Below are 12999 nucleotides of genomic sequence, written 5' to 3'. Positions count from 1 at the left end.
GGCGGTTATATTTATTCTCCCATGAGAGTGTCACAACTGAAAATTGATCCGTGGAGATAAATTATCCAGAATTGCGCTTGTTTATTTAATATCTTCAATAGTCAACTGCGTGAGCGGTTTTCCTTGGTACTCGCCGGTCAGCGTGTTCAGGAAAGCCACGATTTTGGCGGTTTCATTGTCGGTAAGGTTTTTGCCTCGCTGAACTTTGGCCATAATCCTGACCGCCTCGGCCAGGTCATTGACCGAGCCGTCATGAAAATAGGGATAAGTCAATTCTATGTTACGCAATACGGGAGCCTTGAAGAAATGGCGATCTTTTTCCTGCCCGGTCACGTTGAATCGGCCGTTGTCGACTTCAGTCGGCTCGCCGCCGCGCAGTTTGAAATAATCCTGTTTGAGGCCCATTTTTTCATAGGATAAGCCGCCGAGCACCGGACCGAAGTGGCAGGAGGCGCAATGCGTTTTAAACAAGTCGTAGCCGTCCTTTTCATCCTCCGTCAGCATGTCCTGTTCGCCGCGCAGGTAGCGGTCGAAACGGGAATTGGGCGTCACCAGCGATTCCTCGAAAACGGCAATCGCATGAGTCACCGTCGATTGCGTCAGGCCTTCTTCCGGATACAGTTTGGCGAAAGCGTCCCTGTAGTGCTCTACGTTGTTAAGTTTCTTGATGACCTTGTCCCATTCCGCGCCCATTTCGACATGGTTGGCGACAGGCCCTGCGGCTTGTTCCTGCAAGTCCTTGGCGCGGCCGTCCCAGAATTGGGCGATGTTATACATGGCGTTATAGACAGTCGGTGAATTGATCGGACCCTCCTGTCCGCGTATGCCGATAGCGACCCTGGCCTGATCGGTGCCGCCCCGGGCCAGGTCGTGGCAGAAAGCACAGTTTAAAGTATCGTCTCCGGACAGCATGCGATCGTGGAAGAGTTTGTCGCCCAGCGCCACTTTTTCGGGGTCGAGATCAACCGTTAACGGCAAAGGGTGCACCGGTTCGCCTTTAAACACTTCGGCGGCATCCGGGCTCCAGGGATGTTAGGCCCGTTCCTCGGCAATCCAGGCAAGGATGCTGTCTTGCTCGTCGGCCGTCAGGCGCCCGGTCCAGTGCATCAGCAGATATAGCGAAGGGGCATGCTGTCGTTTCGGATGACATTTTCCAGTCGGGCCAGCATCAGGGGCGTAAAGGTTTGTTCGCCACTATAGACCTGTTTGGATAGAACCAGCCTGTCTCCGGCTTCCTCGACATCTCTCTCCATAAGCTGTTTTGCTATCGGCAGGTCCGAATAGATCGGCATTCGGGTCATGCCGGGCGAATGGCAATCGACGCATTTGTTCTGCAAAATCCGTGACACTTGGGTAAAGCTTTCGGAACTGCCGGAAACAACCGGAACCGGCTCATTTTCACCCGTCAAACCGATCAGGTTGGAAATGGGGAAAAATAAAATGACAGCCAGCAGAAAAAGTAAAAACCATTGGATTCTGGTCATTGTTTGGTTCCGATGCGTTAGAGATTGATACTGTACAGCTAAAGTTCGATCAAAGTCCATGCCAGCTTATAGGCCGCTAAGCGTGATCTGGCTAAGGAACGAGCATGAAATAAATCAGGGAATTGTAGGTGCGAATTCACTTGTGCCCTTCAGGGTATTCGCACTGTGTGGATACCCTGAAGGGCACAAGTCCCCATAGGGCATAAATAAATCCACACCTACACCGGAAAATTCATCCTCGCACTTAGGAAGTTATTTTATGCGCATTCCTAAGTAATGATAGTCCGGGAAGCTTAATTTAGAACATCTATTCATTAATCAGAAACAACGAGTCCAGAGCAAAGATGCGGACTCATAACCGGCCGCCGGCGACGCCAGCGTACACGCGACTTGTTCATCAAGCGGCAATGCATGATTCATCCGCTCACTTATTCCTGCAGCCGATACAGGTATTCCGTCAGCGCCAGAATGCGGCTACTTTGATAAATCCAGAATTTTCTGCACCGACCGGTATGGCCGGTGATGTCTTTTCGGTTTTGGCTGGCGACAGCAATTTTCATGATAATTGCTGGCTTGTCGGCTGAAATGATCGTCCTTGAATTCAGACGGTTTGCAGAAATTAGTTATAAGACGGCGGTAAAAGTGGCTCAATACCCTCAAATTGGGCGGTAGGGTGATGTTTGGTAATCAATTGGCTGAGTGAGTCGATGCGTTCCTTGGCGATGTCGACCATGACCAGCAGTTCGCCGCGTTCAATGGCTTCCTCGTATTTTTTGACTTTTGAATTTCCAACCTGAAGGCCGGCCAGGCCGCTCATCATTGCGCCGATAGTTGCGCCGTAAATCAAAATACCAAGAACGGGGCCGCCGGCAATTACGAATCCCGCGAGGCGTAAACCGATAAGTCCCGCCAGCACACCTGTTGTGCCGCCTAGTGCCGCGCCTCGTTCCAATGCCGGTATAAAATCCGTTTTCTGAAAGACCGATGCTTCGGGCAAATCCTCCAGGGGCGTGTCTCTTTTGGCTAATATATGGATATGACGGTCTTCTATGCCTTCGGCGCGTAATTCGTCGACAATTTTATGTGTCGTTTCAATATCGGGGGACAAAAAATATATTCTTCTCATTATCTTCTCCGGTTTGATTTTATAAAGCTTCGACATGAACTTTGCCGCGCCGTTCCTGAGTTATCGTGATATAACCGAACCTGATAAAGAACGGCGAGATCACCTTCTGAATCAGGTACGGGAAAATGATGCGGCGGCATTTTGCTCAGTACCGGATTAACCGGTATCTCAGGACTTTCAGGGGTTTACTGAAATTTAGTCGTGACTTTCAATGGTAATCTTATTAAGTTAATGGTTTTTTCAAATTTCCAGGAATCAAAATGAAGCACCGCGGTACTTTCGGCAACTCCATTTCCAGAATCATGCTGACGCTTCTGATGACTTTGCCCGCCGCTGCCACGGCCGCCAGTGCCTGGAGCTATCATCAGGACCGGGACCGCTTGACCAACCGGCCTTATAGCTACGCCAGATCGCCGCTGCCGAGCAGTGCCCAGTATGAACACATCAGGCTGGAGGTCGCCTGCAAGGAAAGCAGGCTGCAATTTGTCATTGACGCCAGCAGCCTGATCGCCTCGCAAGGCCGAGCTTTTGATGTCGAGTATCAAATCGACAAAAACCCGCCGATCAAGATCTCCATGAAAACGTTCCCGGACTCGAAACGCCGCGGCTATACGGAAGAGCATGCCAGGGAAGTTGTCGACGGCATTCTGGCGGGCCAATCGATTTTTATTCGCGTCAACACCATGATCAGACAGGTTCTGACAGCGGCGATTGATTTGGAAGGGGCGGACCAGCCGATTCGGCAGGTATTTGCCGATTGCGGCATGGCCGTATCGGATAAAGCGGACGATGGCGCGGCCTACAGCTGGGCCGAATTTGAGCGTGACTTTAACAGGCTTTCTCCGGAGCGGCAGCGGGAAGTGCTCGGCAAGATAAAGAGCCTTATGCGGGAGATGCGTTAGGGCGAATTGCCGGGTTACGCCATGCTTTTATGCCTCATGGGCAAACCCGGTCTGCGCATGTATCTTAATTGAATTAACAATTAATCCTTAACTCAATGGCAGGGAGCGCAAGCCCAGCACCATTAAGGGCGCCTGCATTTGGCAATCGCCCCACATACGAGTTAAAGCATTTTTTATTTCTGCTCCTTGAACTCGACGCTCTTGTGCGTGAATAAGGCATTTTTCGGGCTTTTATCGTAACCGCTGGACCACAGCGGCAGTGCCAGCACTCCCAGGCTGGCCAGCCAGGCCAGCAGCTGGCTGTTGGTGATGGTATAGATGACAGCCAGCTTGAGGCGCTCGGTTATGTCGGGATGGGCTTCGATAAAATCGCGGCTGATCAGGAAAGCGCGCGTCTCGCCGATAATCAGCGCCAGGCTCATGATGACGAGAACATAGGCGATAACTTTGTTGCGTTTCTGGCCGCCCTGACGGCAGTCGATCAGGCGGTTGAAGTCCAGCAGCCTGACTGACCCGTTCCGCTCATTGATATAACGCATAAGGACCAGGCCCAGCATGCCGGTTACGGCGATATAAGTCGTTTCGTACGGGAAGCTGATATAGCGCCCATCCAGCGCCAGGGTATAGGTTTTATAGACGGCCAGCGCTATCAGAATGCCATACAGGGTCTGCAGCCATGCGCCGAGTTTCTTATTGGCGGTATCGTTGTTCAGCACGGTCAGCGCCCGGTATGCCAGGCAAACGGTCAGCAGCGCATTGACAGCGATGATCGCGGTGGTGCCGGCGCTTTGCAACGGCGTGAAGCTTGCGGTCCATAATTCATCGGCCAGGGTCACCATCAGCGATGCCAGCAATTGCGCGAAAGCCAGGAATACGGCCAGACGCGGCAGCGGCAATCGTGATAATGCCTTGAAGTGAAAGGCAACGGTCAGCAGCAGAATGGCTGTCGAGGCGATTAGCCGATGCGTCCAGTCCGGATTTTCAACCACTTTGCCGGTCAGGGAGAACACCGGCTCGCGATCGGCCGACAGCAACCCCCAATTGGCGCCGACGACGCCTTCCTGGGCGCTTTTCCAGGATTGATCGAACGCTTCGACGATGTTCAGATTGAAGCCGTTTTTCCTGGATACCTGAATCAGGCCGCGGATGAATCTCGCCTCGTTCGCGACGCTCGGCACGGCCCAGCCGCGCTGGCGGCCGTCGCTGGGCCAGCCGGATTCACCGATCAGGATCGGTTTGCCCGGATACAGGGCCCGCACCCGTTCATAAACTTGTTGATAGGTTTTCTCGATATGCGCGATGGCGTCATTGACTTCCAGCGGCTCATCCTCCCAATACGGCAGAATGTGGATGGTAATAAAATCGACTTCCTTGCCGATTTCCGGGTATTTCAAATAGAACGACCAGACATCGGCATAAGAGACGGGTTGCTTGACGGCCTTTTTGACCTCGCGGATGTAGGTGATCAATTGCTCCGGTTCCATCTCGCCGCGCAACAACACTTCGTTGCCGACCATGACGCGCTTGACGACGTCGGGATTGGCGTTTGCCGAGCGGATCAGTTCCTTGATTTCCGCATGATTGAGCGTCTTGGCCTTGTTCAGTTCCTGCACTTCCTCGGGACTGAGTGTGGCCGGATCAAAGGGACGTTCATAAGTCAGCCAGGCGCCCTGGATCATGGTCAGTCCGTATTTGCGCGCCAGTCCGGGCACGACTTGCAGGCCGTCCAGGCTCGAATAGGTGCGTATCGAGCGGGTTTTGTCGGCCAGGAGGCTGATGTCCTCCTCAATCTGCGCAGGCGTCGGCAGGACTTTTTCAATAGGGCTTTGTCCGTCACGGAACGGTGCGAATGACAGACTGGTCAGTTTGCCGTCCGGTACGTCGGGGCCCACATCGACAGGCCGGTTATTGAGCCAGCCGAACAATCCATTCAACGCCACCGTCAGCGCAACGAGCATGAGAACAGTAGATTTTTTCATGATTATAAACAGGCGGGCAAGAGAGTAATCGGATGATGACAATGGCCTTATTATCCATCAGGAGAGCAGGATAATACAATGACGAAAATAGAGGAGAATTGATCGGCCGGGGCGGCGATGCATTCGCGCCGGGAAATCGTTCTGGCGTCGCGTCGCAGCCTGAAAGCAAAAAGTAAGACCGTGCGATAAAACCCTACTATGCTTAATGTAAGCGATTAACTATCGCGATAAGCCGAAGCGCAGGCTCGTCATTGTTTTCTGACAAATCATTATCGTATAGTATGATCATCCGACCATGCCATCAATGCACGAATAAGGAAGTAACTTGACTCAAAGACGGACTAACGACTATTCCGCCCTAGACCCCGTTCAGCCATCCCCTGAGGAAGAACCAATCGGGAATGGGATTGAGTTCTGTCGCGTTTTGCTGGTCGAGGATGAGCCGGGCGACGCCAACCTGGTGAAACATGCATTGCTGGCATCCGCGGATATGCGTTTTGATATCGATTGGGTGACAACACTCGCCGAAGCGCGGCGGCAACTCCGGCAGAATCCGCCCGATGTCTTGCTGCTGGATTTATCATTGCCGGATTCCAACGGTCTTGACACCGTGCGCGCCGCCCGCCAGTCGGCGGACAGGCAGGCGCTGATCGTGCTGACCGGCCACGATGATACCGGTTTTGCGCTGCAAGCGCTGACGTTCGGCGCCCAGGACTATCTGGTCAAGGGACGCTTCGATTCCGATAGTCTCGTGCGCGCCATTCGCTATGCTATCAGTCGGGGACGGCTGGAACAGAGTCTGGCCGAGACCGGCATGCATCTGCGCACCTTGATCAATGCATTGCCGGATATCGTCTGTTTCAAGGATGGCGAAGGGCGCTGGCTGGAAGCCAATGACTTCGACCTCAAGCTCTTTCAGCTCGACAAGATCGATTATCACGGCAAGAAAGACTCCGAACTGGCGCGCTACCAGGATTTCTACCGCGAGGCGCTTATGGGCTGTGAAGCCAGTGACGAGGTGGCCTGGCAAGCGCGCGTCATCACTCACACGGAAGAAACCGTCCCTCGTCCGGATGGCTCATCGCTGATATTCGACATCACCAAAGTCCCGCTTTTTCATGAAGATGGCCGCCGCAAGGGGTTGGTCGTGGTCGGGCGCGACATTACCGAGCGCAAACAGATTGAAGCGCGCCAGCGCCTTGCCACGCGCGTGTTCGAAACCACGGGCGAGGCCATTATGGTCACCGACGCCGATGCCAACATCGTGGCGGTCAATCCGGCTTTTACGCGCATTACCGGTTATTTGGAGCGGGAAATAACAGGAAAACACCCGTGTATACTCGGCTCCGACCGGCACGATAAATACTTTTACCGGAGCCTGTGGCGGTCGCTGCAACAGAACGGCGAATGGGCCGGAGAAATCTGGGGAAAACGCAAAAACGGCGAGGTTTTTCCGGAATGGGCGACGCTGAGCGTCGTCAGGGATAAGGCCGGCAACATCCAGCACTATACCGCCGTATTCGCCGACCTGAGTGAAATCCGCGATGCCCAGGAAACGGTCGAGCATTTGGCCTGGAATGATCCGCTGACGCATCTGGCCAACCGGGCGCTGTTTTTGAAACAGCTGGAACAGCTGCTGGCCCATGCGCGGCGCGAAGGCGGTTTTGCCGAAGTGCTGCTCCTTGATATCGACCGCTTTAAAAACATCAATGAGGCGCGCGGGTTTGCCGTCGGCGATGCCTTGCTCAAGGCTGTGGCCGAACGTCTGCGCCGGATGCTGAAGCCGGGCCAATTGCTGGCGCGGCTGGATTCCGACGAATTCGCGATACTGTTGCCGGACCTATGCGAGACTATCGAAACCGCCGGCCGCGAAGCGTTGGCCATGACCGAAAGGCTGCGGGACACATTGCACGGAAGCCTCGAACTGGAGGGCGAAACCGTGCATTTCGATGTCAGTATCGGCATCGCATTACTGCCCGAATCGCTGCAGGAAACCGCCGCTGACGTATTGCGCCAGGCCGACATGGCGATGGCGAAAGCCAAAGCGAAAGGCGGCGGCAGTACCGTGTTCTTCGAGACAGCCATGGGCGAAGGCATCAAGGAGCGTTTCCGCCTGGAGGGCGAGTTGCGTTCCGCCATCAGCAATGAACAGCTGCGGCTTTATCTGCAGCCGCAGGTCAACGCGGCGGGCAGGCAAGTCGGCGCCGAGGCGCTGGTACGCTGGCAGCATCCGGAGCGCGGCCTGATTTTTCCCAACCAGTTCATTCCAGTGGCCGAAGCATCCGGTCTTATTGTCGCCCTGGACCTCTGGATGCTGACCGCTGTCTGCCGGTTGCTGGCCGAGCTGAGCGCCGAGGATACTGACTTGCGCATATCGGTCAACATCAGCCCGCGGCATTTTCAACAGGCCAATTTTGTCGAAGACATTAAACGCCTGTTGGCCAGCAGTGGCGCCAATCCGGCTCATCTGGTGCTGGAAGTGACCGAAGGCCTCATGATCGCCGACATGGGCGATGTCGTGGCCAAAATGACGGAACTGATCGCGCTGGGCATCCATTTTTCCATGGATGATTTCGGCACCGGCTATTCCAGTCTGGCTTACCTGAAACGCCTGCCTATCCACGAACTCAAGATCGACAAGAGCTTTATTCAGGACGCGCCGGTCGATCCTAGTGATGCCGCGCTGGTGGAAGTCATTTTATCCGTGGCGCAGCATCTGCACTTAAGAGTCGTGGCGGAAGGGGTTGAAACCCAGGCGCAGGCCGATTTCCTGAACGCGCGCGGCCACATCATCCACCAGGGGAATCTGTACGGCAATCCTGAGCCGGCGGAACTGTGGCACGCGCGGTTGCACAAGACGGAAACTGTGTGAGCCCGACAATGCCGGGCTTTATGAATTCGAAGTCCGCCCTGACGCGACTGCTGCCGGGCATTCTGCTGGTTAATCTGTTCGTGTTCGCTCTGGTGGGATTCTTAATCTATCAGGGCTATCAGCAATGCCGGTAGCAAACGAGCTCAATGCACTGATGGCGTTAATGGTGCTGATAGTGCTGCTGACGCTAGTGTCGACAGTGATGATATATCGGAGCTGGCAGCGTCAACGGGGCTCGATCGAGGCGCTGTCGAAACAGGAAGCCATGTTTCGTACCGTGGCCGATTACACGTTCGACTGGGAATACTGGCAGGGCCTGAATCAGGAGATTATTTACATGACCCCTTCCTGCGAACGGGTCACCGGTTATACGCCAGCCGAGTTCATTGCTGATCCCGACCTGCTCATTCGCATTATTTACCCCGAGGACCGTCCGGTCATGGCGCGGCATTTTCATGATATAACCCGCGGCATCAGAACCCCGGCGGATTTTCGTATCGTGCGCCGCGACGGCGGTATCCGCTGGATCAGCCATTATTGCCGGGTTGTCACCGGCGACGACGGGCAACCGCTGGGACACCGCGCCAGCAACCGCGACATTACGGCCGCGTATCAAGCCCAGGCATCCTTGCGGGCCAGCGAGGAAAAACTGCGAGGTCTTTACGAACTGTCTCCGTTAGGCATCTGCCTTACCGATATGCAGGGGCGTTTCGTCGACTTCAACCATGCTTTTTTGCTTATCTGCGGCTATTCGGAGCAGGAGCTTAAAGCCTTGGATTACTGGACGCTGACGCCGAAAAAATATGTCGCCGACGAGAGGCGGCAAAAAGAGGCGCTGGAACGCACCGGGCGCTATGGCCCTTATGAAAAGGAATACCGGCGCAAGAACGGCAGCCTGGTGCCCTTGCGTCTTAACGGCGTGCTGATCACGGGCGCCGACGGCAAGGACTACATCTGGTCCATCGTCGAAGACATTACTGAGCGCATACAGTCGGAGCAGGCGTTGCGCGAAAGCGAATCGCGTCTTAACGAACTGTTCGAGAACATGAGCAGCGGCGCGGTCATGTACCACGCTTCAGAGGACGGCCGGCGTTTTATCGTGGCATCGGTCAACCGGGCCGTGGAGCGCATCGAGCACGTCCGGCGCGCCGACCTGATCGGAAAAAATCTCGAACAGGCGTTTCCCTGCGCCGTGACATCCGGCCTGCCCAACATCCTGCAGCGCGTCTGGCAAAGCGGCGTCGGTGAGCATTTTTCGTTGTCTTTCCATTGCGAAGGGCGCATGGCCGGCTGGCGCGAAAATTACGTCTATAAACTGCCGGGCGGAGAGATTGTGGTGATTTATGACGACGTGACCCAGCGCAAGCAGGCGGAGGAGGCGCTGAGACAGCAAGAAGCCTTGTTGCGTACGGTTCTGAATACCTTGCCGGTGGGCGTGTGGGTGGCCGACGCTCAAGGCGCTATCCGGACCGGCAACGAGGCGGGACGGCGTATATGGGGCGGCGCCCGAACTATCGAGCCGGAACAATACGGCGAATGCAAAGGCTGGTGGCACGATACCGGCAAGCCGATCGCGGCGCACGAGTGGGCGCTTGTCCGCGCCATCGGCAAGGGCGATACCGCGCTTGACGAGGTGATCGATATCGAGTGCGTTGACGGTACGCGCAAGACAATTTTGAATTCGGCCATTCCGCTTCGGGATGATAATGGCCGGATCACGGGTGCGATCACCGTCAATCAGGACATTACCGAGCGCATAGCCGCCGAAGCGGCGCTGCTGCAATCGAACGCCGATCTCGAACAGTTCGCCTACAGTGTCTCGCACGACATGCGCCAGCCGTTGCGCATCGTGGTTGGGCATCTGCAATTGCTGGCGAGAGGGCTGAACGCCAAACTGGACGATGAGGACCGCGACAACCTGAATTTCGCGCTGGACGGCGCCAGGCGCATGGATGCGATGATCGTATCCCTGCTCGAGTACTCGCGCGTGGGTCGCAAGACCGAATCCAAGCGCTGGATGTTGAGCAGCGAGTCGCTGGACGAAGCCCTGAGCTTCCTGGCGCCCGCGATCGAAGAGGCCGGCGCCGGGATTGAAATCAGCGGTCAATGGCCGCGCATTTTCGCCAGCCATGACGAGTTGACCCGGCTTTTTCAGAACCTGCTCGGCAATGCCGTCAAGTACCACGAAGCCGGGCAGCCGCCGCGCATCGAAGTGGCTTCGGCGGTGACGGCAGGGCGCTGGCGCGTCAGTGTCCGCGACCACGGCATAGGCATAGACCTCCGGCAGATCGATCGTCTGTTCCAGTTTTTCAGCCGCCTGCAATCGCGGGCTCGCTTTGAAGGGACCGGCATGGGACTGGCGTTGTGCCGCCGGATTGTCGAACACCATGACGGCCGCATTTGGGTGGAGTCGGAAGGCGAGGGGCAGGGCAGTACGTTTATTTTCGAACTGCCGGTCAAGTCCCCCGGCAATGAGACCGGCCCGTGACGCGAAGCGCCCGAACAACCCGTTACTCGCGCGACAGGCCAGGGTCGCTGTTGCTTCCCGGCCTTATGTTGGTCATTTCGTTAGGCATAACCTATGCCGTTTGGCACAATGCGCGGCAGCAGGGTGAGCAGACCCTGAAAACCGATTTCAATTTTCGCGTGCGCGAAACCGTCGAACGCCTCGAACAGCGCATGGCAACTTATGAGCAGGTCTTGCGCGGCGCGCGCGCTTTATTTGCCTCATCCGAGCTCATCGAACGCAATGAGTTCCGGGATTACATCACCCTGTTACAGCTTGAGCAGCATTATCCCGGCATTCAGGGCGTCGGTTATTCGGTTATCGTGCCGAAAGCGGGCGTCAACAGCCATATTCAGGCCATACGCGGACAAGGCTTTGCCGAGTACACGATCCGTCCCGAGGGCGAGCGCGAAACTTATACGGCCATTATCCAGCTGGAGCCGTTCAGCGGCCGCAATCCGCGCGCCTTCGGCTATGACATGTATGCCGAGCCCGTGCGCCGCGCGGCCATGACGGAAGCGCGCGACCTGGACAAGATCAGTATCTCAGGAAAGGTGAGTCTGGTGCAGGAAACCGATGAGCAGGTGCAGGCAGGCTTTCTGATGTACCTGCCGGTTTACAGGAAAGGCCAGCCGCACGACACCTTGGCGCAGCGCCGGACCCATATTGTCGGCTGGGTATATGAGCCGTTCCGCATGAACGATCTGATGGCCGGCATCGGCGGTGAGCGTGCCGCTGAACTCGGACTCGAAATTTACGATGGCGAGACCGTGGCCGGGCCGGCAAAAATGTACGACAGCCATGTCTTGCAGGACAACCGTCAGGCGTCCAGTCCGCTTTTTAAAACCGTCAGGCATATCCGCATCGCGGATCACCCCTGGACGCTGGTAATACACTCCCGGCCCGCGTTCGAAGCGCGCATCAACAAGCTCAAGCCGCAAGCCATCGCGGTGGTCGGCATAATTATCAGCGGTTTGCTGTCGCTGCTGGCCTGGCTGTTGATAACGGGCCGGATGCGTGCGCTGGCCATGGCCGAAAACATGACTCGTGAGCTCAAGGAAAGCGAGAAGCGCTTTCGGGTCATGGCTGATTCGGCGACCGTGCTGATTTGGCTGGCAGACGCGGACAAGCGCTGTATCTGGTTCAATAAAGGCTGGCTAAACTTCACCGGCCGGACTCTGGCGCAGGAAGTCGGGGAGGGCTGGATGCTGTCCGTGCATGCGGACGATCTGCAGCGCTGTACAGACTGTTATGTCAGCCATTTCGATCGCCGTGAACCGTTCCGCATGGAATGCCGGATAAGACGCCATGACGGCGAATATCGTTGGGTCGTTGATACCGGCGTGCCGCGTTTCGACGATAACGGTAATTTTTCCGGTTTTATCGGCTCGGGGATCGACATTACCGAGCGCAAGCAGGTCGAGGAAGCCCTGCTGCGCGCGCATGCCGATCTGACCCGCTTCGCCGAGGTCTCGGCTCATCATTTGATGGAACCGGCACGCCGTTTGACAATCTATACTCAACATCTCCGCCAGCGTCTGAAGGCCCTGCGCGATGACCAGGAAATCGGTACCGATCTCGATACGCTCGAACGGGAGGCCGATCGCCTGCGCGGCTTGGTGCACGGTATTCAGCTTTACCTGGCGGCCGGCGAGCCTCACGGCATGGTACGGGCGGAAGATGCCAACTCGACGCTGGCGGCCGTGGAACAGCGTCTGTCCGCGCGGGTGACGGTTCTGGACGCCTCGATTGCGGCCGAAAAGCTGCCGCCGGCCGTGCTTGACCGGGCGCGGCTGATGGATTTGTTCGCCGTGTTATTGGATAATGCGCTGCGCCATGGCCGCCCCACTGACACTGGGCATCGGCCGCGGATTCATATCAGCGGCGAGCGCGAGGCCGGGTTGAGCCGCTATCGGATCTGCGACAATGGCGCCGGTATTCCGGCCGAGTATCGCCGGCGCGTGTTCGAAATTTTCGAACGCCTGAAAACCGGCGGCGCCGAGAGTGGCTCGGGCATCGGCTTATCGGTTGCCCGGCGCATCGTCGAGAGCCGCAACGGTAGCATCTGGATAGAAAGCGCTCCCCAGGGCGGCGCCATGGTCGTGTTCGAATTGCCGGACGGAAAATAAA

Annotated in this window: 9 protein-coding genes; 4 read left to right on the top strand and 5 right to left on the bottom strand. The window is 56.3% G+C overall.

Annotated elements, in window-relative coordinates:
- Positions 1–81: 81 nt before the first annotated feature.
- From METMA_RS0101455 to METMA_RS0101440, 4 genes are all read right to left on the bottom strand, one after another.
- Positions 82–1005: a cytochrome-c peroxidase gene (locus METMA_RS0101455; RefSeq protein WP_020157280.1), complete on the bottom strand. Its 924-nt coding sequence runs from the start codon at positions 1003–1005 to the stop codon at positions 82–84.
- A gap of 101 nt (positions 1006–1106) precedes the next feature.
- On the bottom strand, positions 1107–1484 hold the full coding sequence (locus METMA_RS0101450) for a heme-binding domain-containing protein (RefSeq protein WP_020157279.1): 378 nt from the start codon (positions 1482–1484) through the stop codon (positions 1107–1109).
- Positions 1485–1912: 428 nt separating this feature from the next.
- A complete protein-coding gene (locus METMA_RS27960; protein ID WP_020157278.1) occupies positions 1913–2044 on the bottom strand; it encodes a NifB/NifX family molybdenum-iron cluster-binding protein in 132 nt (43 codons plus the stop codon).
- Positions 2045–2103: 59 nt separating this feature from the next.
- Positions 2104–2610 (bottom strand): hypothetical protein, encoded by a 507-nt coding sequence (locus tag METMA_RS0101440; RefSeq protein ID WP_027146944.1) that lies wholly within the window; start codon positions 2608–2610, stop codon positions 2104–2106.
- Between the two features lie 260 nt (positions 2611–2870).
- On the opposite strand from METMA_RS0101440, the gene METMA_RS0101435 reads away from it, so the two are divergent.
- Complete coding sequence (locus METMA_RS0101435; protein WP_020157276.1) at positions 2871–3512, top strand: hypothetical protein; 642 nt, start codon at positions 2871–2873, stop codon at positions 3510–3512.
- Between the two features lie 173 nt (positions 3513–3685).
- On the opposite strand, the gene METMA_RS23690 is transcribed toward METMA_RS0101435, so the two are convergent.
- Positions 3686–5491: a glycoside hydrolase family 17 protein gene (locus METMA_RS23690; RefSeq protein ID WP_051114318.1), complete on the bottom strand. Its 1806-nt coding sequence runs from the start codon at positions 5489–5491 to the stop codon at positions 3686–3688.
- Positions 5492–5816: 325 nt separating this feature from the next.
- Between METMA_RS23690 and METMA_RS0101425 the strand changes: the two genes are divergently transcribed.
- The 3 genes from METMA_RS0101425 to METMA_RS25630 all read left to right on the top strand — a co-directional run bounded on the left by METMA_RS0101425 (position 5817) and on the right by METMA_RS25630 (position 12998).
- A complete protein-coding gene (locus METMA_RS0101425) occupies positions 5817–8363 on the top strand; it encodes an EAL domain-containing protein (protein WP_232216306.1) in 2547 nt (848 codons plus the stop codon).
- 124 nt (positions 8364–8487) lie between these two features.
- On the top strand, positions 8488–10851 hold the full coding sequence (locus METMA_RS25635; protein WP_020157272.1) for a PAS domain-containing sensor histidine kinase: 2364 nt from the start codon (positions 8488–8490) through the stop codon (positions 10849–10851).
- The gene (locus tag METMA_RS25630) at positions 10848–12998 is read left to right on the top strand and encodes a CHASE domain-containing sensor histidine kinase (protein ID WP_156830436.1); all 2151 of its coding nucleotides are present in this window, start codon (positions 10848–10850) and stop codon (positions 12996–12998) included. Before METMA_RS25635 ends, METMA_RS25630 begins: the two co-directional genes overlap by 4 nt.
- The last annotated feature ends 1 nt before the right edge of the window (position 12999 follow it).

This window comes from Methylobacter marinus A45 (genome assembly GCF_000383855.1).
GTDB lineage: Bacteria > Pseudomonadota > Gammaproteobacteria > Methylococcales > Methylomonadaceae > Methylobacter > Methylobacter marinus.
Note: the sequence above shows the minus strand (reverse complement) of the source record. Positions and strands in the feature narration are given on the sequence as shown.